This is a genomic window from Achromobacter sp. ACRQX (assembly GCF_022346505.1).
In the GTDB taxonomy this organism is placed as follows: Bacteria; Pseudomonadota; Gammaproteobacteria; order Burkholderiales; family Burkholderiaceae_B; genus Achromobacter; species Achromobacter animicus.
The window spans coordinates 48004-74613 of record NZ_JAKRML010000008.1 but is presented as its reverse complement, the minus strand read 5'-3'; the positions used below and the strand labels follow the sequence as shown (position 1 = coordinate 74613).

Sequence of the window (26610 nt, the reverse complement as noted above, 5' to 3'; positions counted from 1 at the left end):
TGATGAAGGCCGCGGGCGGATGTCCCGCGCGCGGCCGGACAGGCGCGCTAGCGTGCGGCGGTCGCCGCGCGGCAGGCTTCGTGCGCCAGATCGCCCAGCGTGCGGATCGCGGCCTCGATGCCGGCTTCCCAGGGATGTCCGTAGTTCAGACGCAGCGCGCTTCCAAACTGGCCGCTGGCCGAGAAGATCGGGCCAGGCGCCACGCTAATGCCGCGCGCCAGCGCCTGGCGGTGCAGCGACAACGCATCCACGGCGGCGGGCAGTTCCAGCCACAGGAAGAATCCGCCCTGTGGCCGCGTCACGCGCGTGCCGGCGGGAAAGGCCTGTGCGATGGCGTCGGCCATGCGCTCCTGCTGCGCCTGCAAGGTCTGGCGCAGGCGACGCAGGTGGCGGTCGTAGCCGCCTTGCTCCAGGTATTCGGCAATCGCGCCTTGCGCGGGGCCCGATGCCGACAGTGTCGATGACAATTTCAGGCGCTGCACCTGCTGGGCATAGCGTCCGGCGCTGGCCCACCCGATGCGATAGCCGGGCGCCAGGCATTTCGAAAACGACGAGCAATGCAGCACCAGTCCGCGCGTGTCGTACGCCTTTGCGGGCACGGGCCGCGTCGTGCCGAAGTACAGCTCGCCATAGACGTCGTCTTCGATCAGCGGAATGTCGTGCCGCGCAAGCAGTTCGACCAGTTGCCGCTTTCGGTCGTCGGGCATCAGGCAGCCCAGCGGATTCTGGAATTGCGTCATCAGCCAGCAGGCGCGCGGTGCGTGACGCAGGATGGCAGCCTGCATCGCGTCCAGGTCGATGCCCGTGCGCGGATGGGTAGGGACTTCCAGCGCTTTCAAGCCAAGTCGTTCCAGCGCCTGCAGCGCACCGTAAAAGGTGGGCGCCTCGACCATGACGGTGTCGCCCGGCTGCGTGACCGCTTGCAGACAGAGGTTCAACGCCTCCAGGGCGCCGTTGGTGACGACGATATCGGTGGCAGGCAGGTTGATGCCGCCGATCAGGTAGCGCAGCGCGATCTGCCGGCGCAGGCGCGGATTGCCGGGCGCCAGGTCTTCGACGGTGTCGCGCGGATCCTGGCGCTTCAGATGCGCGGCCATGGCCTGCGCCAATCGCGGCAACGGAAACAGAAGCGGAGAGGGGAAGGCCGAACCGAGCGGCGTAACGTCACGGTTGCGCACCGAGCCGAGGATGTCGAATATCCGCTCGCTGATCGCCAGTTCGGTGGACTCGCCGTCGGGACACGAGGTGCCCGGTTCGGGCGGCAGCGATTCGGCGGGGGCGTTGACGTAGTAGCCCGAGCGCGGCTGCGCGCGAATCAGGCCGCGCGCTTCTAGCAGGTAATAGGCTTGGAAGACGGTGGAAGGGCTGACGCTGCGCGCGGCGCACGCGTCGCGCACCGAAGGCAGCTTGTCGCCGGCACGCAGGACGCCGCTTGCAATCGACGCGGCGATCTCGTCGGCCAGGGTTTCGTAAAGGCTCACGATGCCGCAGGGCGACGTTGCGGGCTCATTTGCTGCTTTGGAGGATCGCCATGGCCTGGCGTTCCATGAACTCGCCCAGCGTGTCGATGCCGCGCAGTTTGAGGATAGTGTTGCGCACCGCCGCCTCGACCAGCACGGCCAGGTTGCGGCCCGCGGCCACTTGCAGCATCACCTTGCGCACGGGCAGTCCCAGCATGTCCTGGGTGATGTCCTGCAGCGGCAGGCGCTCGAACTTGTCCTGCGCCGTGGCGCGCACCAGGTGCACGATGAGCTTGAGCCGCATCTTGCGGCGCACCGACGTTTCGCCAAAGATCGTGCGGATGTCGAGCAGGCCCAGGCCGCGGACTTCGAGCAGGTTCTGCAGCAGTTGCGGACAGTGGCCTTCGATCATGTTGGGCGCGGTGCGCGAGAACTCGACCGCGTCATCGGCGACCAGCCCGTGGCCGCGCGAAATCAGTTCAAGGGCCAGTTCGCTCTTGCCCAGACCCGATTCGCCGGTGATCAGCACGCCCAGTCCCAGCACGTCGAGGAACACGCCGTGCACCGTGGTGGTGGGCGCGAGCTTCTTGCCGAGATAGATGCGCAACAGGTCGATGAGCTGCGCGGCGGCCACCGGCGTGGACAGCAGCGGCACCTGGTGCTGGTCGCACTGGTCGACCAGATCTTGCGGCGGCGTCAGGCCATCGGCCAGCAGAATCGCCGGCACGCCGCCGATCAGCAGCTCGTCCATGTGATGCATGCGGCGGCGCAGGTCGAATCGCGTGTAGTACGCCAGCTCTTCCTGGCCGAACACCTGGATGCGCGACGGGTGGATCAGGTTCAAGTGGCCGACGAGGTCGGCGGCTGCCATGCCGTCGTCGGGAATCGCGCGGTCTGCGGCGCCCTGGCCCGAGATCCAGTTAAAGGGGATTTTGTCGGCGTTGTCGTCGACGAGTTCCTGCACCGTGAGCATGGCAGCGATTCCGCGTGGGATCAGAGTTGGCCGGTCGTGAGCATTTTGTGGACGATGGCCGGATCGGGCTCGGTGGCCAGGGCCTCGCGCAATGCCTTGTTGGACATCAGCTGGGCAAGTTCGGCCAGGATGTCCAGGTGCTGCTGCGTGGCGTTTTCAGGCACCAGCAGGCACAGCAGCATCGACACGGGCTGTCCGTCGGGCGCGTCGAAGGTGATGGGCTGGGCAAGGCGGATGAACGCCGCCAGTGCCTGCTCCAGACCCTTCACACGGCCATGCGGTACGGCCACGCCCTGACCCAGGGCAGTGGACCCCAGGCGCTCGCGGGCAAAAAGGCTGTCGAACACGAGGGCGCGTGCCAAGCCGTTGTTGTTTTCAAAAAGCAGACCGGCCTGTTCGAACGCACGTTTCTTGCTCGTGGCGAGCATATCGAGCACGACGTTGCCGGCGGGGAGGATGCGCGACAAATGATTCATCGGGGCATTATAGGGTTATATGACGCACTGCAACAATCAACCGACCCGGGCCTCGGAAGACCGAGATGCCAGCGGGACCACAAGAGCGACAGCATAGTCTGATCGCGATACCTTGTGGACATTCCTGGGCCTCGGAGGGTTCCCGCAGAGGCACGTATCGGACAAAGCCAGGGAAAACGCGAAGAGGCCGTCAGGCGGCAGCGGATGAAACAAGAGGGATTGGGTAGTGCAGGAGGGGAGTTTGCCGATGCCCCGGCTGGACGCAAGGTCTAGCGGGACACCGGGACTTAGGCAGGATCCGGGGATCGCTGTACTGCTAGTCGCTCAGGTGAGCGGTCATGAAGCGCGTTACTGCTGGGGTGGCGAGAGTGTCGCCGCTTGCCGCTTCACGGACTCTGCTGAATGACTCCTTACCTTGTCCTTGTGCTTGATGACCTGACGGTCGACTTTGTCAGCAAGAAGGTCTATGGCTGCATAGAGGTTTTCATCGGTTGCTTCACAATGAATGTCCTTGCCGCTCAGACGCATGGTGATTTCGGCTCTATGCCGCAGGGGCTCTACTGAGAGCATGACCTGGGTATCGATGACGTGATCGAAATGCCGCAGCACTCGCGCCAATTTGTTCATGACATATTCCCGGATGGCCGGGGTGACGTCGAGGTGACGACCGCAGATGCTCAGGTTCATAGTGTGCTCTCCTTCTAAAAGAGGAAAAAATTGCGCAAAAGGCGCGGTGGGGTCGTAGGCGTTCTCCTTCAATAAGCAGGGTTCGTTTAGCTCTAGTGTATAGACTCGGGCCGATAAAACAAGCTGACCTACCGCAACTTCATGGCATTTTTATGGCTGAGCCCGAGGGCGTATGGCGGTCTATTTTTATGCGTTACGGGGTCTTTCAGGCAGTGGTTACATACGGAAGTGTTCGCCCAGGTACACCCGGCGAACAGCGGGGTCGCCCACGATTTCGTCGGGGTGGCCGTCGGTCAGCACCTTGCCTTCGCTGATGATGTAGGCGCGGTCGCAGATGCCCAGGGTTTCCCGCACGTTGTGGTCGGTGATCAGCACGCCGATCCCCCGGCCCTTCAGGAAGCGCACGATGCGCTGGATTTCGATGACCGCAATGGGATCCACGCCGGCGAACGGTTCGTCCAGCAGGATGAAACGCGGACTGGTGGCCAGCGCGCGTGCGATTTCCACGCGGCGGCGTTCACCGCCCGACAGCGAGATGGCGGCGTTGCTGCGGATGTGCCCGATCTGCAGTTCTTCGAGCAGCGATTCCATCTGTTCGTTGATCTTGGGGGTCGACAGCGGACGGCCATCCGCACCCACTTGCAGTTCAAGCACCGCGCGGATGTTCTGCTCCACCGTCAGGCGGCGGAACACGGAGGCGTCCTGCGGCAGGTACGACAGGCCCATACGCGCGCGCTTGTGGATGGGCATCGCGGTGATGACGGAGCCGTCGATTTCAATGCGACCGGCGTCCGCCGGCACCAGGCCGACGATCATGTAGAAGCTGGTGGTCTTGCCTGCGCCATTGGGGCCCAGCAGGCCGACGACTTCGCCGCTGACCACTGACAGGGACACGTCCTGCACGACGGTGCGGCCGTTGTAGGTCTTGCGCAGTCCGGTTGCGCGCAGGCTGCCCTGCTTGACGCCCGAAGGGGCGGAGGTCACGGGGGTCGGCACTGAAGGTTGATTCATCGTGGCTGCGATTGGTGTTGCGGGAGAAGCGCTTCAGCGCCCTTTCTTGGCTGCCTGCTGCTTGCGGCATTCGGCGACGGCGGCGTCCAGCTTGGCGCGCGGTTCGGCCAAGGAACGCACGCGTCCACCGGCTGCGGCGGAGTTCGGGCCGCCTTGCGCTTCGTAAGTGCCGGACTTCTCGTTGTAGCGTACCCGGTCGCCGCGAATGGTATCGAACGGTTTCCCACAGACGTAGCGGGTCACGATGGCCTGGCCGATCAGGTCGAACGTGCTATTGGTGCCGTCGTATTCGGCGCGCAGGCCCTTGCCTTCGATGAGTTCGAAGTTTTCGGGGCGTTCCTGGCGGATGGTGACGACCTTGCCCTTGTTGGCCGTGGCCGTACCGTACTGGTTGCCCTTGGCATCCTCGTTCATCTGCAAGGTGTCGGAGGTCAGCGTCATCAGGCCGCGCGTCATGTTGACGTTGCCGGTGAACACGCTTTGCTTCTTCACGTCGTCGTAGTGCAGCGTGTCCGACAGGATCAGCGTGCTGGGCTCTTCGGCCGGCGCGGCCGCTTTCGGTTCCGCCGCGTGGGCCGGCGCAAGCGCGCAGGCCGTCAACAGCACGGCGCCCATCAGGCGGGTCGTCGGGGCGAGGAGGGTCCGAAGGTCGGTCATGGTTTTTTCTGGTCAGTGTTGTTGGCTGGAATTTCGGTGCGGCGTTGCTGTCTGCCTTCCGAACCGGCAATTTCCACGTCGGTCGATGCCGAAACCTGCAATTGGCGAGTCTTGTTGTTGTAGTGCATGCCCGTGCCCTGCATGCGCGAGCGGCCCTTGAGGACCGTGGCAGGCAGGTCGGTGAAGACCACGTCTTCATCGGGCAGGATGATGAGCTGCTGGCTGCGCACGTCCAGCATGTCGTTCTCGGGGTCCGGCTGCCGCAGCACATGGGCATCGCCCTGCATGACGATGCGCTTGCCGCCTTGTTCCATCACGGCCGTCTTGGACACCGCCACCGTGATCGGATTGGTCTCGCGCTGGCCCACGGCGCGGGGCGCCGTGACGTGATACGAGTCGTCGTCGGGGAAGTGTTCCATGTACTCGCCTTCCAGGCGGTTGATGGGCTTGCCCGTGGGATCTGTGCGCAACATCACGAAATTGCGCGACCACGCGTCCATTTCATGGGTGACGCGGCGCGGCGGGTCCACCTGGATGGCGCGTTGCGCGTAATCGGCCGCCCACCAAGAACTGGTGACCAGCACCAGCAGCAGGAACAGCGCGATCAGTGAGGGAAAGCGTTCTTTCATCGGGTGCGCCGCGAGGGCGTATTCGTTACGGGCGGAATCACTGGATTGCCCCGGGGCCAAGCAGGCCCGGCGCAGCCAGGAAGGCGCCCAGGCGGCCTTGCGAGGCCAACAGGAGATCGCAGCATTCGCGCACGGCCCCGCTTCCGCCGGGCAGGGTCGAAACCCAATGCGCGGCCTGGCTGACGTAGCCGGGGGCGTTGGGCACGCTGGCGGCAAAGCCCGCGCGCTGCAAGGCCGGCAGGTCGATGATGTCATCGCCCATGTAGCCGGTTTGATTCAGTTGGACACCGCAGCGCTGCGCAAGTTCGGTCAGGGCGGCGCCCTTGTCGCGTACGCCCTGGATGACTTCGGCGATACCGAGTTCGGCCGCGCGGCGCGCGACGATGGGGCCGGAACGGCCCGTGATCAGCGCGACTTTCAGTCCGCCTTCCATCAGCAGCCGCAGCCCGTGGCCGTCCAGCGCATGGAAGCGCTTTTGCAGTTCGCCGCCTTCGCCGTAATAAAGGCTGCCGTCGGTCAGCACGCCGTCCACGTCGAAGACCATCAGGCGCACAGCCGCGGCGCGTTCGCGCACGATGGCGGGGATACGGGCAAGCACCAGCGCTTCGGCCGGGTGATTCAGGGAAGCAGAGAGGTTCATAGTCATACCACTTTAGCGGCCATCAGATCGTGCATGTGCAATGCGCCGACCAGCGCGCCGTCATTGTCCATCACCAGCATGTGATTGAGCCGTTGTTCGTCCATCTGCCGGGCGGCCTCGACGGCCAGCGCCTCAGGGTTGATGCTGCGCGGCGATCGCGTCATCCCGGCCTCGACGGTCAGGCTGCGGATGTCGCCGTGCCGCGCGATGAGACGGCGCAAGTCGCCGTCAGTAAAGATGCCCAGCGGGCGGTGCTGCGTGTCGGTCACGACCGTCATGCCCATGCCCTTGGCCGACATGACCTCCAGGGCCTGCGACACCGAGGTGCCCGCAGTGACGATGGGCAGGGCCGTTCCCTCGCGCATGACGTCGCGCACATGGGTGAGCAGCCGGCGGCCCAGCGCGCCGCCCGGATGCGAGCGGGCAAAATCCTGCGGCCCGAATCCGCGCGCTTCCAGGCAGGCGACGGCCAGGGCATCGCCCAGTGCCAGCGCGGCCGTGGTGCTGGCGGTGGGCGCCAGGTTCAGCGGGCAGGCCTCTTGCGCCACGCTGGCATCCAGGTGGATGTCGGCCTGGCGGGCCAGTTCGGATTGCGGGTTGCCGGTGATCGCCACCAGGCCGGCGCCCATGCGGCGCACCACGGGGAGGATGGTCAGCAGTTCCTCGCCCGAGCCCGAATAGGATATGGCGATGAGGACGTCGTCGCGGGTGATCATGCCCAGGTCACCATGGACGGCCTCGGCGGCATGCACGAAGAAGGCAGGCGTGCCGGTCGAGGCCAGCGTCGCGGCGATCTTGCGGGCAATGTGTCCCGTTTTTCCGATGCCGCTGACGACCACTCGGCCGCGGCAGGCAAGCAGCAGGTCGACGACCCGCGTGAAGCTGTCATCCAGCCGGGCGGACAGGTCCAGCAGGCCCTGGCTTTCGATCTGTAGCGTTCTGCGCGCGGATGCCAGCGCGGTGCCGGACGATGAGGTGGGATGGTCGGTCATGGGCGGATTTTAATCGCAGTATGCTAGTTTGCCCCGCGCAGGGGCGTATGGCATGCTGGCGAGTCTTTCAACGGCTTTCAAACTTTCCTTCCAGGCCCGCTCCATGTCCAGCATTTCCAGTCCCGTCCTTGGCACGCCACTGTCCCCCTTGGCCACCCGCGTCATGCTGCTGGGTTCCGGTGAGCTGGGCAAAGAGGTCATCATCGCCCTGCAGCGTCTGGGCGTCGAAGTCATTGCGGTGGATCGGTATGCGGACGCCCCGGGCCATCAGGTGGCGCACCGGGCGCATGTGGTCTCGATGACAGACCCGCAAGCCCTGCGGCAGGTCATCGAGCAGGAGCAGCCGCACGTTATTGTCCCCGAAATCGAGGCCATTGCCACCAGCCTGCTGGTGGAACTGGAAGCGGCCGGCGTGGCGCGGGTCACCCCGACGGCCCGCGCGGCCCAGCTCACCATGAATCGCGAGGGTATCCGCCGCCTGGCGGCCGAGACCCTGGGTTTGCCCACCTCGCCGTACAGCTTCGTCGACACCGAGGAAGAACTGCGCCAGGCCATCGACGGGGGCATCGGCTATCCGTGCGTCATCAAGCCGGTCATGTCGTCCTCGGGCAAGGGCCAGTCGGTCATCAAGAGCGCCGACGACGTCGCTTCCGCCTGGCGCTATGCCCAGGAAGGGGGCCGGGTCGGGGGCGGCCGCGCCATCGTCGAGGGGTTCATCCGCTTCGACTACGAAATCACGCTTCTGACCGTGCGTGCCCGCGGCGCCGACGGCCAGGTCGAGACCCGGTACTGCGAGCCCATCGGCCACAAGCAGGTCGACGGCGACTACGTCGAAAGCTGGCAGCCGCACCCCATGTCGCCCGCGGCGCTCCAGCGCGCCCGCGACATCGCGCTGGCCGTCACGTCCGAACTGGGCGGGCTGGGTATCTTCGGCGTCGAGCTCTTCGTGGCGGGCGATCAGGTCTGGTTCTCGGAAGTCAGTCCGCGTCCGCACGACACCGGGATGGTCACCATGATTACGCAGGTGCAGAACGAATTCGAACTGCACGCCCGCGCGCTCCTGGGGCTGCCTGTCGACCCCAGCTTGCGCCAGCCGGGCGCCAGCAGCGTCATCTATGGCGGCGTGGAAGCCAAGGCCGTGACTTTCCACGGCGTGGCCGAGGCGCTGGCCGAGCCCGGCACGGACATCCGACTCTTCGGCAAGCCCGAATCCTTCGTCAAGCGCCGCATGGGCGTGGGGCTGGCCGTGGCCGAGGACGTTGCCGCCGCCCGCGCCAAGGCCAAGCGCGTGTCGGCCGCCGTGACCGTCAAGGCCGGCTGACCGCTTCGCCCCAACGTTGCTAACGGAATAGCGCCCGCCGTTCCCGCCGCTTTTTCCCCCGAAGAAAGCCACCCGCCACCCGGCCGGTGGCTTTTTTGTTGTCCGCCGCCGCCCGCCATGTGTTGTATGGCTGTCACGTTCGGCAGCTAATTTGCCCTGCGCGTCCTCTGAATGACGTGGGTTTGCGCCCTTGCCCCTGCGGCAAGTGTGGTTTGCGCTTTCTCATCGTTTGTTCGATAATTTCAGAAATTTCTGAAATCAACGTAACTGCATATGTCGTGCAGCGCGTCGTTGTGTTACCGGCTGATCCTCATGGCGCTTTCCCCCCAGATTGAACGTTTTGTCCTGCACTTCGGTGAAATGGGCAGCCGCTGGGGCGTGAATCGCACGGTCGGCCAGATCTATGCCCTGCTTTTTCTCGCGCCGCAGCCGCTCAATGCCGACGACATCGCCGAAGCCCTGGGCTTTTCGCGCTCGAACGTCAGCCTGGGCCTGAAAGAGCTGCAGTCCTGGCGCCTGGTCAAGCTGATCCATCAGGTGGGCGACCGCCGCGACTACTTCGAGACTCCCAAGGATGTCTGGGAAATCTTCCGCATCCTCATGGAAGAAAAGCGCAAGCGCGAAGTCGATCCCACCCTCACGCTCCTGCGCGACACGCTGCTGGAGTCGCCGTCCGGCGCGGACGAGGCCTACGCGCAACAACGAATGACCGAAATGCTGGAGCTCATCGAACTATCCACGGGGTGGTTCGATGAGGTTCAACGGCTGCCGCCCGAAACCCTCCAAAGCCTCATGAAACTTGGTTCCAAGGTTCAGAAGGTGTTGGGATTCGCCGGCAAATTGCGGGGCAAGGGCTGACCCATCACGCCCCGATTTTTCAGGAAACCTCTATGAAGTTGTATGCAACGCCCCTAACATGGCGCGGTAGACGGCCTGGGAACCATGCCGGTTGCCGCAGCGCGTCGACGCCTTGGGAGCAGCCTCATGATTGATCTCGATGTCGTGAATCTCTCGCGGTTCCAGTTCGCCGCGACTGCGCTCTACCATTTCATCTTTGTCCCGCTCACCCTTGGCCTGTCGTTCATGCTGGCCATCATGGAAAGCGTGTACGTCATGACCGGACGCGCCATCTGGAAGAAGATGACGATGTTCTGGGGCACGCTGTTCGGCATCAACTTCGCGCTGGGCGTGGCCACGGGCGTGGTGATGGAGTTCCAGTTCGGCATGAACTGGTCCTACTACAGCCACTACGTGGGCGACGTCTTCGGCGCGCCGCTGGCGCTTGAAGGGCTGATGGCGTTCTTCCTGGAAGCCACCTTCGTCGGCCTGTTCTTCTTCGGCTGGAACCGCATGTCCAAGGTCAGCCACCTGGCCGTGACCTGGCTGGTGGCCTTCGGCACGAACTTCTCGGCCCTGTGGATCCTGATCGCCAACGGCTGGATGCAGAACCCGGTCGGCGCGGTCTTCAATCCGGACACGATGCGCATGGAAATGACCGACTTCGCCGCGGTCATCTTCAACCCGGTCGCGCAAGCCAAGTTCGTGCATACCGTCAGCGCCGGGTACGTGGCGGGCGCCATGTTCGTCATGTCGATCAGCGCGTGGTATCTGCTGCGCGGCCGTCATATCGACCTGGCCAAGCGCTCGATGGCGGTAGCTGCCAGCTTCGGCCTGGCCGGCGCACTGTCGGTGGTCGTGCTGGGCGACGAAAGCGGCTATCTCACCACCGAACACCAGAAGATGAAGATCGCGGCCATGGAGTCCATGTGGCACACCGAGCCCGCGCCTGCTTCGTTCAACCTGTTCGCCATCCCGAACCAGGCCGAGCGCCGCAACGATTTCGCGATCGAGATTCCCTATGTCATGGGCATCATCGGCACGCGGTCGCTGACCACGCCGCTGCTGGGCATCAACGACCTGATCCTGCGCGCCGAGAACCGCATCCGCGACGGCCTCGTGGCGTATGAGGCCTTGCAGAAGATCCGCGCCAATCCCAAGGACGTCGATGCCCGCATGGTGTTCGACAAGACCTGGCCGGACCTGGGCTATGCGCTGCTGGTCAAGCGCTATCAACCAGACGTCAGCAAGGTCACCGAGGCGGACATCAAGCAGGCCGCGATCGATACCGTGCCGACGGTGGCGCCGCTGTTCTGGGCGTTCCGCATCATGGTCGCGGTGGGCATGTACCTGATCCTGTTCTTCGGCGTGGCGTTCTGGCTTGCCTCGCGCGGCCGCCTGGACAAGCGTCCGGCGCTGCTCAAGGTGGCGTTGTGGAGCCTGCCGCTGCCGTGGGTCGCGATCGAAAGCGGCTGGTTCGTCGCCGAGTACGGCCGCCAGCCCTGGGTGATCGAAGGCGTGCTGCCCACGTACTACGCGGCGTCGGGTCTGACCATGACCGACCTCGTCATCAGCCTGTCGATCTTCCTGGTGCTGTACACGATCCTGCTCATCATCGGCGTGAAGGTCATGCTGCACGCCATCAAGGCCGGACCGAAATCCGACGGGCCGGCGCCGGGTGATGCCGCCGCCGATCCCGTCCACGCCGCCGTGCGCGCCTGAGGGGAGAAACGCAAATGGATACCCTAATTCCTTTTGACTACGGCACGCTGCGCGTGGTGTGGTGGGTGCTGCTGGGCGCCTTACTCATCGGCTTTGCCGTCATGGACGGCTTTGACCTGGGCGTGGCGGCGCTGTTGCCGGTGGTCGCCAAGACCGACGCCGAGCGCCGCATCGTCATCAACGTGGTGGGACCGGTCTGGGAAGGCAATCAGGTCTGGCTCATCACGGCGGGCGGCGCCATCTTTGCCGCGTGGCCCTTGCTCTATGCCGCATCGTTCTCCGGCTTTTATCTGGCGATGATGCTGGTCCTGCTGGCGCTGATCCTGCGGCCGGTGGGCTTCAAGTACCGCAGCAAGATGGAAGGCACGCGCTGGCGCAATCGCTGGGACGCCGTGCTGTGCTTCTCGGGCGTCGTGGCATCGCTGGTGTTCGGCGTGGCGATGGGCAACATCGTGCTGGGCGTGCCGTTCACGTTCGACGCCGTGACGCTGCGCCCGATCTACGAAGGGCACTTCTTCCAGCTGTTCATGCCGTTCGCCCTGCTTGCGGGCGTGCTAAGCGTGGTGATGCTGGCCATGCACGGCGCGGTGCTGCTGGCCTGGCGCACGGATGACCCCGTGTCCTCGCGCGCTCGCAACTGGGGCCGTCTGTGCGCGGTGCTGACGGCGGTGCTGTTCGTGGCCGGCGGCTTCTGGGTCGCGGGCGGCGTGCCGGGTCATGCAATCACCAGCGCGGTCGATATGTCCGCGCCGTCCGATCCGATGCTCAAGACCGTGTCGGTGCAGACCGGCGCCTGGATGGCCAATTACGCGAAGTGGCCGTGGATGTGGATCGCGCCCGCGCTGGGCGTGGCGGGCGCGGTGCTGGCGGCGCTGCTGCTGACCGTGCGCGCCAACATGCTGGCATTCCTGTCGTCCTCGGCATCGATCGCCGGCGTGATCCTGACGGTGGGCTTCTCGCTCTTTCCGTTCATCATGCCGTCCTCGACCAATCCGAAGGCCGGCCTGACCATCTGGGACGGCTCGTCCAGCCACCTGACGCTGTGGATCATGGTGATTGCCGTGGCCATCTTCCTGCCGATCGTGACCGTCTACACCGGCTGGGTGTACCGCGTCATGCGCGGCAAGGTCACCCATGATTCGGTGGGCGGCACGCCCAACTCGTACTGATAAAGGAGCCCCGTCCATGTGGTATTTCTCGTGGATTCTCGGCCTTGGCCTGGCGTGCGCATTCGCCATTCTCAATGCGATGTGGTTCGAGCTGCGCGAAGGTCAGACCCATGACCCGCGCGCCAGCCGCGACGTCGAGTGAGCGGCGGCGCAAGCAGCCTCGAGCACGACCCGTCGGCGTCCCTGCAGAAGCCGCCGCGCGAGCAGTCGCGGTGGCTGATGGGACTGGCCCGGTCGGCACGGTTTCCGCTGATGCTGGCGGCCGCCGCGCCGCTGGTGAGCGGCGCTTTCCTGGTCGTGCAGGCCTGGCTGCTGGCCAGGGTGCTCGATTCGGCCATCGTGGGACATGTGCCCCGGCATGAACTGATTGGCGGCATCGCCGCCATCGCAGGGTTGATGCTGGTGCGCGCATGCATTACGTGGGCGGGCGAGCGCGCTGGCGCGGATGCGTCCGAACGCATCAAGCGCCACGTGCGCCAGTCCCTGTTCCAACGCCTGGTGCAGAAGGGCCCTTACTGGAGCCGCGGCAAGGCGTCGGGTGAACTGGCGAGCGCCGTGGTCGACCAGGTAGAGGCGCTGGATGGCTTCTTTGCCAAGTACCTGCCCGCGATGGCCGCGGCGGCAATGCTGCCGGTGGCCTTCTCGGTGGTTCTGTTGCCGGTGGATGTGATCGCCGGTCTGGTGCTGTTGATTACCGCGCCGCTCATTCCGCTGTTCATGGCGCTGGTGGGGTGGGGGGCGCAAGGCGCCAGCCGCCGTCACCTGCGTGCCTTCGCCCGCCTGTCGGGCTTTTTCGCGGACCGCCTGCGCGGGCTGTCCACCCTGAAACTGTATGGGCGCGCGCAGGCCGAGGCGCAGTCCGTCGTGGCGGCCAGCGATGCGCTGCGCCAGCGGACGATGTCGGTGCTGCGCATCGCGTTCCTGTCGTCGGCCGTACTGGAATTCTTCGCCGCGCTGGGCGTGGCGGGTGTTGCGGTGTACATCGGCCTGACTTACCTGGGATTCCTGGACGTTCGCTGGTCCCCGCTGACGCTGCAGGCCGGACTGTTCTGCCTGTTGATGGCGCCCGAGGTCTATGCGCCGCTGCGCCAGTTTGCCGCCCACTATCACGACCGCGCGACGGCGCTGGCTGCCGTGACGCAGATCGCCGTCCTGTTCGATGGCCTGCCGCAAGCCGATGCCGAAGACACGTCCGCACTGCGCGGCCAACCCGCGCATGCGGGCAAGGGCGCGGTGGTTACCGTGGAAGGTCTGCGCGCCGAGGCGCCGGGCCGTGGCCAGCCGGTGCTCGCAAATGCTGCCCTGGTCCTGGCGCCGGGTGAGCACGTGGCGCTGATGGGACCGAGCGGCGTCGGCAAATCCACGCTCATCGAGGCCGTCGCCCGTCTGCGGCCGGCCAGTGGCGAAATCCGCATCGATGGCTTGCCGCTGGCGCAATGGGATGAAGCCGCCTTGCGTCAACGCGTGGCGCTGATCGGCCAGCGGCCGCAGTTGCTGGCCGGATCGATCGCCGACAACATCCGGCTGGGCCAGCCCGGTGCCACGGATGCACAGGTGCAGGACGCCGCGCGCCGCGCCTGCATGCTGGAATTCACGCAAGACCTGCCGCACGGCCTGGACACCGCGCTGGGCAACCGCGGCCATGGCTTGTCCGGCGGACAGGCGCAGCGCGTGGCGCTGGCCCGTCTGTTCCTGCGGGACCCTGGCCTGATCCTGCTGGACGAACCTACCGCGCATCTGGATGAAGCGACGCAGGCTCGGGTGCTGGACGAGATCCTGCAGTTCTCCGCTGGCCGCACCCTGGTGCTGGCGACGCATTCGCCTGCGGTGGCCGCGCGATTTGGCCGGGTGGCGCATGTCGCCAACGGCACGGTGAAAGACGCATGAAGAATCTGTTGTTGCTCCTGCCCTTGTACGCGCGCCGCAAAGGCGGGCTTTTACTCGCATTGTTCTGTGCGCTGGCGACCGTCGCGGCCGGCGTCGGGTTGCTGGGCGTATCGGGGTGGTTTCTGACCGGCGCGTTCCTGGCCGGCGCCGGCAGCGTATTCAACCTGTTCGCGCCCTCCGCGCTGGTGCGCGGGCTGTCGTTCCTGCGCATCGTGTCGCGCTACGCCGACCGCGTGGTCGGGCATGCCGCCACCTTGCGTCTGCTGGCGGACCTGCGCGCCATGGTGTTTGCGGCGCTGACCCGGCTGACGCCGCGCCAGCTTTCGCGTTATCGCAGCGGCGATCTGGTCGCCCGCATGACGAACGACGTCGATGCGCTGGATACGGTATTTCTGTTTGTGCTGGCGCCGCTGGCCACCGCAATACTTGCCGGGGCGGTGCTCACCGCCGTGCTGGGGCAATGGGTACCGGCCGCGGCGCTGATTTTTGCATTGGCCCTGTTGACCGCGTGCGTGGTGGTGCCCTTGTGGCTATTGCGCGCGGCGCGCAAACCGGGCGTGTCGGCGCAGGAAAGTGCGGCAGGATTGCGCGCGGCCACGCTGGACGCCGTGGAGGGGCACGCGGACATGGTTGCCCTGCATGCGCAGGAGCAGACGCTGGCGCACTTCGAGCGTCTGTGCGAGGCAAGCGCTCTGGCGCGACGCAGCCAGGCACGGGTGGCGGTGCGCGGACAATGGTTCCTGCAGGTGGCCGCAGGTGTGGCGGTGTTGGCGCTGCTGTGGTTCGGTCTGGCCGGGCTTGAGTCGGGACAGATCGAAGGCCCTCTCCTGGCCGGTCTGCTGCTGGCCGTCATCGGCATCTTCGAGGTTGCCGGCCCGATCATGCGGGGCGCATCCCGGATGGGTTCCGCGATGTCGGCGGCGGCGCGCATCCGCGAGATCACGCAAAGCGAACCCGACATGCAGGATCCGGCGATGCCGCGCCCGCTGCCCACAAACGGTGCGTTGGAGCTGGCGGGTGTGCGCTTTGCGTACCCGGCCCGCGCAGCAGGCGACAGTGCGCCGGTGCTGCAGGACGTCAACCTGCGGATCGAGCCGGGCGAACGCGTGGCGATCGTGGGCGCAAGCGGCGCGGGCAAGTCCACGCTGCTGCATCTGATCCTCAGGCTCGAGGATCCGCAGGGCGGGCAGGTCCGGTTCGGCGGTCGCGATGCGCGCGAATGCGCACAGGCGGACTGGCATCGGCGGATCGTCCTGCTGTCGCAGGACGCGCCGGTGTTTCTGGGTACGCTTCGCACCAATCTGTTGATCGGCTATCCCGATGCCGACGATGCCGCGTTGTGGCGCGCCCTGGATGCGGCACGGCTTGGCGATTTCGTGCGCGGCCTGCCCGATGGCCTGGACACGTGGGCCGGCGAGACGGGTTCGCAACTGTCGGCCGGGCAGGCACGGCGCCTGTGTCTGGCCAGAGCCTTGCTGGCGCCTGCCGCCGTCATCGTGCTGGACGAACCGACCGCGGGATTGGACGCCGCGGCCGAAACCGCGTTCTTCGCGGATCTGGCACAGGCGGTACGCGGGCGCACCGTGGTGCTGGCCACGCATGCGGCATTGCCCGAGGGTGCGGTGCATCGTTGCCATGTGTTGCGCGATGGGCAATTGCATGACATGTCATCGCGCGCGGCAATCCTGGCTTAAGCGCAGCGGCGCGGTTATAGTTCGCCTTGCTTCAATTCTTCAGGGCCGATTCCATGCAGACCGACAACGCCGAGTTCATCCGGCGCACCATCCGCAGCGTTCCGGACTGGCCCCAACCCGGTGTCACGTTCCGCGACATCACGCCGGTGCTGCAGGACCCTCGTGCGTTCCGTGTCCTGATCGATCTCTTCGTCTATCGCTACATGCGCCAGCGCCTGGATCTGGTGGCGGGCGTGGACGCGCGCGGTTTCATCGTGGGCAGCGTGCTGGCTTATGAACTGAACCTGGGGTTCGTGCCCGTGCGCAAGAAGGGCAAGCTGCCCTATCGCACGGTGGCCGAGGAATATTCGCTGGAATACGGCAATGCCGCCGTCGAGATGCATACCGATTCGGTCCGCACGGGCCAGCGCGTCCTGCTGGTGGACGATCTGATCGCCACCGGGGGCACCATGCTCGCGGCCATCAAGCTGCTGCAGCGCCTGGGCGCCAACGTGGTGGAAGCCGCCGCCATCATCGACCTGCCGGATCTGGGCGGCTCGGCCAAGGTGGCCGCGACCGGCACGCCGCTTTACACGGTCTGTCAGTACGGCGCGGACACGACGCCGTAGTCCGTGTCGTCGTGATGGCGCCGCAGCTCGGCGCCGTCCTTCGGTGCTGCCCTTCTGCACCGTCCTTCAGCACCGTTTGCTAGTTACGCCTCCGACAAGCGGGGCTGGATGAAGTCCAGGAACGCCTTCGTCTTGGCGGGCAGCATGCGCGAAGGCAGCAGCGCAAACAAGGGAAGGGGAGTCAGACTCCATTCCGGCAATACGCGCACCAGGCCCGTCTGCTTGATGGCGCGCTCCATCGCATCAAACACCAGCAGCGGCGTGATGCCCAACCCCTGGCCGGCCAATCGCCCCAGCATCCCCACGTTATTGGCCGACAGGCGACCAGACACCTGAACGCGTTCCACCTTGTCGCCCGAATGGAGCATCCAGAAGGACGACTCCTCGCGCATGGTCGGGCGCAGGCATTCGTGGTGCGTCAGGTCTGCCGGCACACGCGGTTCTCCATGGCGCGCCAGGTATTCGGGCGACGCATAGAGCTGGTGCGCCATCAGCACGATCTTGCGCGAGATGAGGCTGGAATCGGGCTGCTGCCCAAAGCGCAGGATCAGGTCGAACGGATTGCTGATGGGATCGATCGGGCGCATGCTCAAGTCGAAGTCGCACTCGATATCGGGATGCTGTTCGCGGAACTCGCGGATCACGGCGGGCAGGAACAACTGCGCAAGGCTGGTGGGCAGCGAGATCCGCAGGCGCCCCTTGGGCTGCACTGCCATGTCCAGCAACTGATCGTGCGCGATGCGCGCCTCTTCGACGATGTGCCGGCAGCGTTCAAAGTAGATTGCGCCCGCTTCGGTCAGGTCGATCTTGCGGGTGCTGCGATTGAGCAGCCGCATGCCGACGCTGCGTTCGAGTTCGCTGACCCGGCGCGACAGCGTGGAAGTCGGGATATTCAGGGCTTCGGCGGCGTGGCTGAAGTTCTTGCGCTTGGCGACCTCGACGAATAGCGCGATGTCGTTAAGCTGGATGTCCATGAATGCCCTCGAGACTCAAATTTCCATTTCTGGCAGATTCGTATGATAAATGGAATTATTGTCCCGCCAGTAGAAATGTCTATTTCTCCGGATTGCACAACAGTTCCATCGGCGCTGCGTTCAGATTGCGTTACCTAGCTTGCGCGAAACTGAATGAAGAACTGAATGAAGTCAACGCCAGCGCGCATGGTGCATCAGTCTGGCGAGCAGGTTCACCTACCGTGTCCCGCACGGATACGACTTGCAATTGTCCCATCCGTGCAAATATGTTCACCAAATTAAGGGTTTTTACTAGGGCTTAATAACCAGATACTTCGTCCCAGCAATCAAATTGTCATATCGAATGCCGCCAACCCGGCGCAAGACGATGTGCAACGTTTAGGATGGAGTCATCTCAATGAAAGCCCTAGCAACCGCACTTATGGTTACCGCTACCCTGGTCGGCATGTCCGCCGCTCACGCCGATGGCAAGACGCGTGAACAAGTCCAGCAGGAACTGCAAGCCGCCAAGGCCGCCGGCACCGTCACCTTTGGTGAACTGGACTATCCGCCCGCCGTCGCCCAGACCACCAGCCTGTCGCGCGAACAGGTTCAGCAGGAATTGCAAAGCGCCAAGGCCGCAGGTCAGGTGACGAGCGCTGAACTGGATTACCCGCCCAAGACCGTGGCGCAGACCGCCGGCAAGAGCCGTGCAGAAGTCCGCCAGGAATTGGCCGACGCCAAGGCGCGCGGCGAATACACGTTTGGCGAACTGGACTACCCGCCCAAGGGCCGCTGATTTCCAGCGCTGGCGCGCCGCGCCGCCCCGCAGGTCACCGAAAGAACCCCTTGTGACGCCGAGGGGTTTTTTTGCGCCTCGCGTTTTTATCTGTGCGGAAACAGTGTGGCGTTTACGCCGCACAACTATTCCGCCTGCACTACATATGTTGCCGGCCGGAAGGGCAAGGAAAGCCGCATCTAATCTCGCGATATTCTGATGCGAGCAATGATTCATATTTGAGATCAAGGCCTTACCGAGCTTTTTGGAACAAGGCGAGCCTTCGGTTTGCGTCATTATCCCAGCCATGGAAAGTAGTTCGTCGAAATCCGGGTTACTACGAACTGCTACAAGCCGGACACTACGCCCAGTGCATCGCCGCTCGATTCAACGTTGCGGCATGCGAGGGCCCGCGGTGTTCGGCGGCGCCCCGCAATGCGCCTTTCATCTCGCCATTTTGGGGATTCAAATGAAGAAGACGTTTCTGGCCGTCGCGTTGCTGACCGGCTTTGCCGGCGCCGCGCAGGCCGCCGATTCCGTGACGCTGTACGGCTTGATCGATGCTGGCCTCGGTTACGAAAAAGTGAAGTTCAAGGGCAATTCGCAGAGCCGCATCGGTGCGGTTCAGGGCGTGAGCAGCGGTTCGCGCTTTGGCCTGCGCGGCACGGAAGACCTGGGCGACGGCCTGCGCGCCGTGTTCACGCTGGAAGGCGGCTTCGGTCCCCTGAACGGCAAGTCGCTGCAGAACGACCGTTTGTTCGGCCGCCAAGCGACGGTTGGTCTGGACAGCGATTCTTGGGGCCGTCTGGAATTCGGCCGTCAGACGAACCTGGCGTCGAAGTACTTCGGCTCGATCGACCCGTTCTCGATCAGCTACAACAACGCCAACATGGGTACGACGTTCGGCAGCGCCAACACGATGCGCCTGGACAACATGGTCCTGTATCAAACCCCCAGCCTGGGCGGTTTGAAGGTCGGCCTCGGCTACGCGTTCAGCGCGGACGACACCGTCACGGACACGACGCAGAAGGGCTTTGCCACGGGCAACAACAACCGTGTGATCACCGCCGGTGTGCAATACGTCAACGGCCCGCTGAATCTGGCGGCCGCCTACGACCGCTTCAACCCGTCCAACGACCGCGTCGGCGGCAAGGACGCAGCGCGCATCCAGGAATACATTGTCGGCGGTTCGTACGACTTTGAAGTCGTGAAGATCGCGGCGGCTTTCGGCCAGACGCGTGATGGCTGGTTCGTCGGCCAGAACATGGGCACGACGCCCGACGGCATGAACAAGCTGGGTTCGTTCAAGCTGGCTGATGGCTTCCGCGCCAATTCGTACATGCTCGGCGCCACCGTGCCGATGGGCCGCCACGCCGTGTTCGGTTCGTGGCAGCGCGCCACCGCCAGCAACGACAAGCTGACGGGCGACGACGCAACGTTCAACGTGTACAGCCTTGGCTACACGTACGACTTCACCAAGCGCACGAACCTGTACGCGTACGCCTCGTATGGCGACAACTACGCGTTCCAGCACGACGCGACCGACACGGCCGTCGCCGTCGGCCTGCGCCACCGTTTCTAAGCGTCAGGACGTCCGGCTGGACCTTGCTGAATGTGCGGGCCATTCTCCGTGGACCGCTGAGTGACAGCGAACCCCCCTAGATCGGGTTCAGCCGGGCGCGCCTTGCGCACAGAAGGGAAGGGCCTCCGCAAGGAGGCCCTCTCGCATTCAGGACACCTGAATCGCAGCGGCTACAGGAAGAGCTTGTACGCCGGGTTGTCGGTTTCGTTCCAATGCGGATAGCCCAGTTCCGCCACGAAGTTGCGGAATTGCTTCTTGTCCGCCGGCGGCACCTGGATGCCGATCAGGATGCGGCCATAGTCGGCACCCTGGTTGCGGTAATGGAACAGGCTGATGTTCCAGTCGGGATTCATCGCATTCAAAAAGCGCATCAGCGCGCCCGGCCGCTCGGGGAATTCAAAGCGGTACAGCAGTTCGTTGCGCGCCAGCGCCGAGCGGCCGCCCACCATGTGGCGCAAGTGGGTCTTGGCCATTTCGTCGTGGGTCAGGTCCAGCGTGTCGAAGCCGTGGCGGCGGAAATTCGCCGCGATCTTGTCAGGTTCTGCGGCCGAAGACACCTGGATGCCGACGAACACGTGGGCGCGGTCCGCGTCCGAGATGCGGTAGTTGAATTCGGTGACGCTGCGTTCGCCCACCAGTTCGCAGAAGCGGCGGAAGCTACCGCGCTGCTCGGGCATGGTGACCGCGAAGATAGCCTCGCGCATTTCGCCGACCTCGGCGCGTTCGGACACGAAGCGCAGCCGGTCGAAGTTCATGTTGGCGCCGCAGGCAATCGCCACCAGCGTCTTGTTTTTCAGATTGTGTTCGGCCGCGTACTGCTTGGCGCCGGCCACGGCCATCGCGCCGGCCGGCTCCAGCACGCTGCGCGTGTCCTGGAAGACATCCTTGATGGCGGCGCAGATCGCATCGGTGTTGACCACCACGTAGTCGTCCACATATTTGCGCGCCAGCTTGAAGGTCTCGGCGCCCACCATCTTGACCGCCGTGCCGTCCGAGAACAGGCCCACGTCGTTCAACTGAACGCGCCGGCCCGCGCGCACGCTGCGCAGCATGGCGTCTGAGTCCTCGGTCTGCACGCCGATGATCTTGATCTCGGGGCGCAGCTGCTTGATATAGGCCGCCACCCCGGCGATGAGGCCGCCGCCGCCGATCGCCACGAAGATCGCGTCGATGTGGCCGGGATGCTGGCGCAGGATTTCCATGCCCACGGTGCCCTGGCCGGCGATCACGTCGGGATCGTCGAACGGATGGACGAAGGTCAGCTTCTCTTTCTTTTCCAGCACCTGCGCATGCGCGTAGGCGTCCGAAAAGCTCTCGCCGGCCAGCACGACCTCGCCGCCCAGGCGGCGCACGGCGTCGATCTTGACCTGCGGGCTGGTCGTGGGCATGACGATGACGGCGCGGCAGCCAAGCCGGCTTGCCGCCAACGCAACGCCCTGGGCGTGGTTGCCGGCCGAGGCCGCGATCACGCCGCGATTGCGCGCCGCCGGCGTGAGGTTGGCCATCTTGTTGTACGCGCCGCGCAGCTTGAAGCTGAACACCGCCTGGGTATCTTCGCGCTTGAGCAACATCGTGTTCGACATCCGCTGCGACAGCAGCGGCGCCGCCTCGAGCGGGGATTCGACCGCGACGTCGTAAACCTTGGAAGTCAGGATGCGTTTCAGATAATCAGTGGACATGGACCGCGCAACAGGCAAGAGTGAGGACTGGCCAAGATTATTGCAGGGAATGCGTGTCGCCTTCCGGGATTCCCGCGGCTACACTGCCGCAACCATGGAAGAAAGTCTCTTATCCGCAGTTCATTGGCTCCTGGGCGTGCTGGCATTGCCCTCAGTCGGCCTGTCGGCCATCTTCACCGTTTCGCTCGTGTCCGCGACGCTGCTGCCCCTGGGCTCCGAGCCGGCGGTGTTCGGCTACATCAAGCTTTCGCCGGACATGTTCTGGCCCGCCATCCTGGTGGCCACCGCAGGCAACACCGTGGGCGGGGCCATCAGCTACGCGATGGGCCTGGGCGCCGAAAAGGCGGTCGAGCGCTGGAAGGAAAAGCACCCGCATCCGCATCCCAAGGCGACCGAGGGTGGCCGCATGCGTGGCCGCTGGAACGAGCGCGCCCATGACTGGCTGCACCGGATGGGACCGCCCGCGCTGCTGTTGTCCTGGTTGCCCGCGGTGGGCGATCCCCTATGCGCGGTTGCCGGCTGGTTGCGCCTGTCGTTCTGGCCCTGCGTGTTCTACATGGCCATCGGCAAATTCATGCGCTATCTGTTCATGACCGCCGGGCTGCTCTGGTTCTTTCCTGGAAAAATCTAGCCCTGACGCCGGACTTAAACGGGGACGGTACATGTCGTTCCCGGCGCGCTTTTGGACGCCTTGCCAGACTTATTAGGGGTCAAGTCGGGACAATGGCATAAAATACTTTTTTAAGGGCCCCCTCTTGCCGCCATGAACGCCCCACTCGCCAGCCACATCTTGAACGGGGCGATGCCGCCCGCCGCACCCGCGCGATTGCGCGAAATCCCCTATAACTACACGTCGTTTTCCGACCGCGAAATCGTGGGCCGGTTATTGGGTGAAGACGCCTGGAGCCTGCTGAGCGACCTGCGCGGCGAGCGCCGCACCGGCCGTTCCGCCCGGATGCTCTACGAAGTGCTGGGCGACATCTGGGTCGTGCGCCGCAATCCTTATCTGCAGGACGACCTGCTCGACAATCCCAAGCGCCGCAAGCAGCTCATCGAGGCGCTGCATCACCGCCTGGGCGAAATCGACAAGCGCCGCGACCCGAGCGCGCCCGCTGAAGCCGGCCACGATCCGCATCGCGACGAAAAGGTCGTCGGTCTGCTGGCCCGGGCGCGTTCCGCCATTGCGGCGTTTGAGGGCGAATTCGACCAGACCGCCATGATGCGCAAGCAGGCGCAGAAGGTGCTGGGCCGCATCACCGCGCGCGACAACATCAAGTTCGACGGCCTGTCGCGCGTGTCGCACGTCACGGACGCGACCGACTGGCGCGTGGAGTACCCCTTCGTGGTGCTGACGCCGGACACCGAGGACGAGATCGCCGCGCTGGTCACCGCCTGTATTGAACTGGGCCTGACCATCGTGCCGCGCGGCGGCGGCACCGGCTACACCGGCGGCGCCATTCCGCTGACCTGGAAGTCGGCGGTCATCAACACCGAAAAATTCGACAAACTGGGCAAGGTCGAGTCCTGTATCCTGCCCGGCCTCACCGAGCCCGTCGCGGTCATCCATGCCGGCGCCGGCGTGGTCACCAAGCGCGTTTCCGAAGCGGCCGAGGCCGCCGGCTTCGTGTTCGCCGTGGACCCGACGTCCGCCGAAGCCTCCTGCGTGGGTGGCAACATCGCCATGAACGCCGGCGGCAAGAAGGCCGTGCTGTGGGGCACCGCGCTGGACAACCTGGCCTGGTGGCGCATGGTCGATCCGGACGGCAACTGGCTGGAAGTCACGCGCCTGGACCACAACATGGGCAAGATCCATGACGTGGAAGTGGCCCGTTTCGAGCTCAAGTGGTTCGACGGCAAGGGCAAGCCCGGCGAGCGCCTGCTCAAAACCGAAACGCTGGAAATCCAGGGCCGCGTGTTCCGCAAGGAAGGCCTGGGCAAGGACGTGACGGACAAGTTCCTGGCGGGGCTGCCCGGCATCCAGAAGGAAGGCTGCGACGGTCTCATCACGTCGGCGCGCTGGGTGCTGCACCGCATGCCGCGCCATACGCGCACCGTCTGTATGGAGTTCTTCGGGCAGGCGCGCGACGCCATCCCGTCGATCGTCGAGGTCAAGGGCTACCTGGACGGCGAAGGCAAGGCGCGCGGCGCCATCCTGGCCGGCCTGGAGCATCTGGACGAACGCTACCTGCGCGCGGTCGGCTACGCCACCAAGAGCAAGCGCGGCGTGCTGCCCAAGATGGTCCTGATCGGCGACATCGTCGGCGACGATGACGACGCAGTGGCCGCGGCCGCCAGCGAAGTCGTACGCCTGGCCAACACGCGTCACGGCGAGGGCTTTGTCGCCGTCAGCGCCGAGGCGCGCAAGAAATTCTGGCTGGACCGCTCGCGCACCGCCGCGATCGCGCGTCACACCAACGCCTTCAAGATCAACGAAGACGTCGTGATCCCGCTGCCCCGCATGGGCGAATACACGGATCACATCGAGCGCATCAACATCGAACTGTCGACCAGCAACAAGCTCAAGCTGCTGGGCGAGCTTGACGCGTACCTGTGCACGCCGCTGCCGGTCGGCAAGATCGACGACGCCGACATCGAGACCACGCGCGCCGAGGTGCTGGCCGAACGTACCCGACAGGCCATCGAACTGATCGCCGCCACGCGCCAGCGCTGGCAGTGGCTGCTGGACAACCTGGACCTGCCGCTGGGCGATGCGCTGCCGCAACTCGAAGGCCTTGGCCTGGGCGAGCTTCACGCCACGCTGACCGCCCGCCTGGCGGCACAACCCGGGGCCCGCGTCTTCGACGTGGTGCAGGACCGCACCATCCGCGTCTCCTGGAAGACCGAAGTGCTGGCCGGCCTGCAGCGCGCCTTCTCGGGCGCCGCGTACAAGAAAATCGTCGACGAGCTCGTCGCCATCCATGCCCGCGTGCTTAAGAGCCGCGTGTTCGTCGCGCTGCATATGCACGCAGGCGACGGTAACGTGCACACCAACATCCCGGTCAACTCGGATGACTACGAAATGCTGCGCGAGGCCCACGCGGCCGTCGAGCGCATCATGCAGATCGCGCGCGACCTGGATGGCGTGATTTCGGGCGAGCACGGCATCGGCCTGACCAAGTACGAGTTCCTGACCGAAGCCGAACTGGCCCCGTTCCAGGACTACAAGCGGCGCGTGGACCCCAACGGCCACTTCAATGCCGGCAAGCTCATGCCCGGCGCGGATCTGCGCCACGCCTGGACGCCCAGCTTCAACCTGATGGGCCACGAGTCGCTGATCATGCAGCAGAGCGACATCGGCGCCATCTCGGAATCCATCAAGGACTGCCTGCGCTGCGGCAAGTGCAAGCCGGTGTGCGCCACGCACGTGCCGCGCGCGAACCTGTTGTATTCGCCCCGCAACAAGATCCTGGCGACGTCGCTGCTGGTCGAAGCCTTCCTGTACGAAGAACAGACCCGTCGCGGCGTGAGTCTCAAGCACTGGGAAGAATTCGAGGACGTGGCCGACCACTGCACCGTCTGCCACAAGTGCTACAACCCATGTCCGGTCGATATCGACTTCGGCGACGTGTCGATGAACATGCGCGCCGTGCTGCGCCGCATGGGCCGCAAGTCGTTCAATCCGGGCACGGCCAGCGCCATGTTCTTCCTGAACGCCAAGGATCCGGCCACCATCAACGCCACCCGCAAGGCGATGGTGGGCGTGGGCTACAAGGTCCAGCGCGCCGCGCACGACCTGTTCTCGGGCCTGGTCAAGAAGCAGACCGCCAAGCCGCCAGCCACGGTGGGCAAACCGCCGCTGCGCGAGCAGGTGGTGCACTTCGTGAACAAGAAGATGCCCGGCGGACTGCCCAAGCAGGCCGCACGCAAGCTGCTCGACATCGAAGACGCGAACTACGTGCCGATCATCCGCGATCCCAAGGGCACCACGGCCGACACGGAAGCGGTGTTCTACTTCCCGGGCTGCGGTTCCGAGCGCCTGTTCTCGCAAGTGGGCCTGGCTACGCAGGCGATGCTTTGGCATGCGGGCGTGCAGACCGTGCTGCCGCCGGGTTACCTGTGCTGCGGCTATCCCCAGCGCGGCAACGGCATGACGGACAAGGCCGAGCAGATCATCACCGACAACCGGGTGCTGTTCCACCGCGTGGCCAACACGCTGAACTACCTGGACATCAAGACCGTGGTGGTCAGCTGCGGCACCTGCTACGACCAGCTTGCCGGGTATGAATTCGAGAAGATCTTCCCGGGCTGCCGGCTGATCGACATCCACGAATACCTGCTGGAAAAAGGCATCAAGCTGGAAGGCGCCAAGGGCGTGCGCTACATGTATCACGACCCCTGCCACACGCCGATGAAACTGCAGGAACCCATGAAGACGGTGCGGGCGCTGGTGGGCGATGGCGCGGTCAAGAGCGACCGCTGCTGTGGCGAGTCGGGCACGTTGGCGGTCAGCCGTCCGGACATCTCGACGCAGGTGCGCTTCCGCAAGCAGGAAGAACTGCTCAAGGGCGATGCCGCGATGCGCAGCGACGGCTTCACGGGCGACGTGAAGGTCCTGACCTCGTGCCCGTCGTGCCTGCAGGGCTTGTCGCGTTACGAGGGCGACACCAAGATGGAAGCCGACTACATCGTGGTCGAGATGGCCCGCCACATCCTGGGCGAAGGCTGGATGGAAGACTACGTGCGCCGGGCGAACGCAGGCGGCATCGAACGCGTCCTGGTGTAGGCCTCAGCACGCGCCAAACGGAAACCGCGGCCAGCGATGGCCGCGGTTTTTTTTGCGCTGCCGGACTGGGGGCCGCGCGTGTTTTGCCGGACTGAAAAGCCCTCTTGAAACTCCAAAAACCGATCCCATACT

At 64.9% G+C, this 26610-nt stretch carries 23 protein-coding genes; 12 read left to right on the top strand and 11 right to left on the bottom strand.

Translation table 11 applies throughout. The annotated features are described in order from the left end of the window. Nucleotides 1–47: 47 nt before the first annotated feature. The 9 genes from MHZ91_RS09770 to MHZ91_RS09730 form a co-directional block, all read right to left on the bottom strand. Nucleotides 48–1481, bottom strand: a complete 1434-nt coding sequence (locus MHZ91_RS09770) for a PLP-dependent aminotransferase family protein (RefSeq protein WP_239213456.1) — start codon at nucleotides 1479–1481, stop codon at nucleotides 48–50. A gap of 25 nt (nucleotides 1482–1506) precedes the next feature. Continuing rightward, nucleotides 1507–2433: an HPr(Ser) kinase/phosphatase gene (gene hprK / locus MHZ91_RS09765; protein ID WP_006216298.1), complete on the bottom strand. Its 927-nt coding sequence runs from the start codon at nucleotides 2431–2433 to the stop codon at nucleotides 1507–1509. Nucleotides 2434–2453: 20 nt separating this feature from the next. Then, nucleotides 2454–2909 (bottom strand): PTS sugar transporter subunit IIA, encoded by a 456-nt coding sequence (locus MHZ91_RS09760; RefSeq protein ID WP_175122034.1) that lies wholly within the window; start codon nucleotides 2907–2909, stop codon nucleotides 2454–2456. Between the two features lie 348 nt (nucleotides 2910–3257). Continuing rightward, nucleotides 3258–3596 carry a ribosome hibernation-promoting factor, HPF/YfiA family gene (hpf, locus tag MHZ91_RS09755; RefSeq protein WP_056319592.1) on the bottom strand — a complete coding sequence of 113 codons (339 nt, stop codon included), beginning with the start codon at nucleotides 3594–3596 and terminating at the stop codon, nucleotides 3258–3260. Nucleotides 3597–3812: 216 nt separating this feature from the next. After that, a complete protein-coding gene (gene lptB, locus MHZ91_RS09750; protein WP_169271627.1) occupies nucleotides 3813–4607 on the bottom strand; it encodes an LPS export ABC transporter ATP-binding protein in 795 nt (264 codons plus the stop codon). 33 nt (nucleotides 4608–4640) lie between these two features. After that, the gene (gene lptA, locus MHZ91_RS09745) at nucleotides 4641–5264 is read right to left on the bottom strand and encodes a lipopolysaccharide transport periplasmic protein LptA (RefSeq protein ID WP_218342596.1); all 624 of its coding nucleotides are present in this window, start codon (nucleotides 5262–5264) and stop codon (nucleotides 4641–4643) included. After that, nucleotides 5261–5893 (bottom strand): LPS export ABC transporter periplasmic protein LptC, encoded by a 633-nt coding sequence (gene lptC / locus MHZ91_RS09740; protein WP_175122036.1) that lies wholly within the window; start codon nucleotides 5891–5893, stop codon nucleotides 5261–5263. The genes lptA and lptC overlap by 4 nt, the downstream gene beginning before the upstream one ends. 37 nt (nucleotides 5894–5930) lie before the next feature. Further along, nucleotides 5931–6539, bottom strand: coding sequence for an HAD family hydrolase (locus MHZ91_RS09735; RefSeq protein ID WP_191578447.1), 609 nt, complete (start codon nucleotides 6537–6539; stop codon nucleotides 5931–5933). Next, the gene (locus MHZ91_RS09730; protein ID WP_175122038.1) at nucleotides 6536–7525 is read right to left on the bottom strand and encodes an SIS domain-containing protein; all 990 of its coding nucleotides are present in this window, start codon (nucleotides 7523–7525) and stop codon (nucleotides 6536–6538) included. The genes MHZ91_RS09735 and MHZ91_RS09730 overlap by 4 nt, the downstream gene beginning before the upstream one ends. A 103-nt stretch (nucleotides 7526–7628) precedes the next feature. On the opposite strand from MHZ91_RS09730, the gene purT reads away from it, so the two are divergent. The 8 genes from purT to MHZ91_RS09690 all read left to right on the top strand — a co-directional run bounded on the left by purT (nucleotide 7629) and on the right by MHZ91_RS09690 (nucleotide 16763). Then, on the top strand, nucleotides 7629–8846 hold the full coding sequence (gene purT / locus MHZ91_RS09725) for a formate-dependent phosphoribosylglycinamide formyltransferase (protein WP_175122039.1): 1218 nt from the start codon (nucleotides 7629–7631) through the stop codon (nucleotides 8844–8846). A gap of 312 nt (nucleotides 8847–9158) precedes the next feature. Beyond that, the gene (locus MHZ91_RS09720) at nucleotides 9159–9704 is read left to right on the top strand and encodes a GbsR/MarR family transcriptional regulator (protein WP_175122040.1); all 546 of its coding nucleotides are present in this window, start codon (nucleotides 9159–9161) and stop codon (nucleotides 9702–9704) included. Between the two features lie 126 nt (nucleotides 9705–9830). Further along, complete coding sequence (locus MHZ91_RS09715; protein ID WP_218342599.1) at nucleotides 9831–11405, top strand: cytochrome ubiquinol oxidase subunit I; 1575 nt, start codon at nucleotides 9831–9833, stop codon at nucleotides 11403–11405. 14 nt (nucleotides 11406–11419) lie between these two features. Continuing rightward, nucleotides 11420–12574 carry a cytochrome d ubiquinol oxidase subunit II gene (gene cydB / locus MHZ91_RS09710; protein WP_239213454.1) on the top strand — a complete coding sequence of 385 codons (1155 nt, stop codon included), beginning with the start codon at nucleotides 11420–11422 and terminating at the stop codon, nucleotides 12572–12574. Nucleotides 12575–12590: 16 nt separating this feature from the next. Beyond that, complete coding sequence (gene cydX / locus MHZ91_RS09705; protein ID WP_056319618.1) at nucleotides 12591–12716, top strand: cytochrome bd-I oxidase subunit CydX; 126 nt, start codon at nucleotides 12591–12593, stop codon at nucleotides 12714–12716. Next, nucleotides 12713–14461, top strand: coding sequence for a thiol reductant ABC exporter subunit CydD (gene cydD / locus MHZ91_RS09700; RefSeq protein WP_370647796.1), 1749 nt, complete (start codon nucleotides 12713–12715; stop codon nucleotides 14459–14461). Before cydX ends, cydD begins: the two co-directional genes overlap by 4 nt. Beyond that, nucleotides 14458–16155 carry a thiol reductant ABC exporter subunit CydC gene (cydC, locus tag MHZ91_RS09695; RefSeq protein WP_239213452.1) on the top strand — a complete coding sequence of 566 codons (1698 nt, stop codon included), beginning with the start codon at nucleotides 14458–14460 and terminating at the stop codon, nucleotides 16153–16155. Before cydD ends, cydC begins: the two co-directional genes overlap by 4 nt. Before the next feature lie 53 nt (nucleotides 16156–16208). After that, nucleotides 16209–16763 carry an adenine phosphoribosyltransferase gene (locus tag MHZ91_RS09690; RefSeq protein ID WP_056319625.1) on the top strand — a complete coding sequence of 185 codons (555 nt, stop codon included), beginning with the start codon at nucleotides 16209–16211 and terminating at the stop codon, nucleotides 16761–16763. A gap of 83 nt (nucleotides 16764–16846) precedes the next feature. Here MHZ91_RS09690 and MHZ91_RS09685 read toward each other — a convergent pair whose 3' ends face one another. Continuing rightward, nucleotides 16847–17737 (bottom strand): LysR family transcriptional regulator, encoded by an 891-nt coding sequence (locus MHZ91_RS09685; RefSeq protein ID WP_175138999.1) that lies wholly within the window; start codon nucleotides 17735–17737, stop codon nucleotides 16847–16849. Nucleotides 17738–18134: 397 nt separating this feature from the next. On the opposite strand from MHZ91_RS09685, the gene MHZ91_RS09680 reads away from it, so the two are divergent. Then, the gene (locus MHZ91_RS09680) at nucleotides 18135–18515 is read left to right on the top strand and encodes a DUF4148 domain-containing protein (RefSeq protein ID WP_105241081.1); all 381 of its coding nucleotides are present in this window, start codon (nucleotides 18135–18137) and stop codon (nucleotides 18513–18515) included. Between the two features lie 448 nt (nucleotides 18516–18963). Continuing rightward, entirely contained in the window at nucleotides 18964–20076 is a 1113-nt protein-coding gene (locus tag MHZ91_RS09675; RefSeq protein WP_239213450.1) for a porin, read from the top strand. Nucleotides 20077–20246: 170 nt separating this feature from the next. On the opposite strand, the gene ilvA is transcribed toward MHZ91_RS09675, so the two are convergent. Then, on the bottom strand, nucleotides 20247–21755 hold the full coding sequence (gene ilvA / locus MHZ91_RS09670) for a threonine ammonia-lyase, biosynthetic (protein WP_239213449.1): 1509 nt from the start codon (nucleotides 21753–21755) through the stop codon (nucleotides 20247–20249). A 94-nt stretch (nucleotides 21756–21849) separates the two neighbouring features. On the opposite strand from ilvA, the gene MHZ91_RS09665 reads away from it, so the two are divergent. Together MHZ91_RS09665 and MHZ91_RS09660 are read left to right on the top strand one after the other, a co-directional pair. Then, nucleotides 21850–22386: a YqaA family protein gene (locus MHZ91_RS09665; protein WP_175122049.1), complete on the top strand. Its 537-nt coding sequence runs from the start codon at nucleotides 21850–21852 to the stop codon at nucleotides 22384–22386. A gap of 132 nt (nucleotides 22387–22518) precedes the next feature. Further along, nucleotides 22519–26478 carry an FAD/FMN-binding oxidoreductase gene (locus tag MHZ91_RS09660; RefSeq protein ID WP_239213448.1) on the top strand — a complete coding sequence of 1320 codons (3960 nt, stop codon included), beginning with the start codon at nucleotides 22519–22521 and terminating at the stop codon, nucleotides 26476–26478. Nucleotides 26479–26610: the final 132 nt, after the last annotated feature.

What these genes read in the sequence shown, in the direction of transcription:
- hprK (WP_006216298.1), bottom strand. Translation starts at nt 2,433, where the DNA reads ATGCTCACGGTGCAGGAACTCGTCGACGACAACGCCGACAAAATCCCC.
- MHZ91_RS09760 (WP_175122034.1), bottom strand. Translation starts at nt 2,909, where the DNA reads ATGAATCATTTGTCGCGCATCCTCCCCGCCGGCAACGTCGTGCTCGAT.
- hpf (WP_056319592.1), bottom strand. Translation starts at nt 3,596, where the DNA reads ATGAACCTGAGCATCTGCGGTCGTCACCTCGACGTCACCCCGGCCATC.
- lptB (WP_169271627.1), bottom strand. Translation starts at nt 4,607, where the DNA reads ATGAATCAACCTTCAGTGCCGACCCCCGTGACCTCCGCCCCTTCGGGC.
- lptA (WP_218342596.1), bottom strand. Translation starts at nt 5,264, where the DNA reads ATGACCGACCTTCGGACCCTCCTCGCCCCGACGACCCGCCTGATGGGC.
- lptC (WP_175122036.1), bottom strand. Translation starts at nt 5,893, where the DNA reads ATGAAAGAACGCTTTCCCTCACTGATCGCGCTGTTCCTGCTGCTGGTG.
- MHZ91_RS09735 (WP_191578447.1), bottom strand. Translation starts at nt 6,539, where the DNA reads ATGACTATGAACCTCTCTGCTTCCCTGAATCACCCGGCCGAAGCGCTG.
- MHZ91_RS09730 (WP_175122038.1), bottom strand. Translation starts at nt 7,525, where the DNA reads ATGACCGACCATCCCACCTCATCGTCCGGCACCGCGCTGGCATCCGCG.
- purT (WP_175122039.1), top strand. Translation starts at nt 7,629, where the DNA reads ATGTCCAGCATTTCCAGTCCCGTCCTTGGCACGCCACTGTCCCCCTTG.
- MHZ91_RS09720 (WP_175122040.1), top strand. Translation starts at nt 9,159, where the DNA reads ATGGCGCTTTCCCCCCAGATTGAACGTTTTGTCCTGCACTTCGGTGAA.
- MHZ91_RS09715 (WP_218342599.1), top strand. Translation starts at nt 9,831, where the DNA reads ATGATTGATCTCGATGTCGTGAATCTCTCGCGGTTCCAGTTCGCCGCG.
- cydB (WP_239213454.1), top strand. Translation starts at nt 11,420, where the DNA reads ATGGATACCCTAATTCCTTTTGACTACGGCACGCTGCGCGTGGTGTGG.
- cydX (WP_056319618.1), top strand. Translation starts at nt 12,591, where the DNA reads ATGTGGTATTTCTCGTGGATTCTCGGCCTTGGCCTGGCGTGCGCATTC.
- cydC (WP_239213452.1), top strand. Translation starts at nt 14,458, where the DNA reads ATGAAGAATCTGTTGTTGCTCCTGCCCTTGTACGCGCGCCGCAAAGGC.
- MHZ91_RS09690 (WP_056319625.1), top strand. Translation starts at nt 16,209, where the DNA reads ATGCAGACCGACAACGCCGAGTTCATCCGGCGCACCATCCGCAGCGTT.
- MHZ91_RS09685 (WP_175138999.1), bottom strand. Translation starts at nt 17,737, where the DNA reads ATGGACATCCAGCTTAACGACATCGCGCTATTCGTCGAGGTCGCCAAG.
- MHZ91_RS09680 (WP_105241081.1), top strand. Translation starts at nt 18,135, where the DNA reads ATGAAAGCCCTAGCAACCGCACTTATGGTTACCGCTACCCTGGTCGGC.
- MHZ91_RS09675 (WP_239213450.1), top strand. Translation starts at nt 18,964, where the DNA reads ATGAAGAAGACGTTTCTGGCCGTCGCGTTGCTGACCGGCTTTGCCGGC.
- ilvA (WP_239213449.1), bottom strand. Translation starts at nt 21,755, where the DNA reads ATGTCCACTGATTATCTGAAACGCATCCTGACTTCCAAGGTTTACGAC.
- MHZ91_RS09665 (WP_175122049.1), top strand. Translation starts at nt 21,850, where the DNA reads ATGGAAGAAAGTCTCTTATCCGCAGTTCATTGGCTCCTGGGCGTGCTG.
- MHZ91_RS09660 (WP_239213448.1), top strand. Translation starts at nt 22,519, where the DNA reads ATGAACGCCCCACTCGCCAGCCACATCTTGAACGGGGCGATGCCGCCC.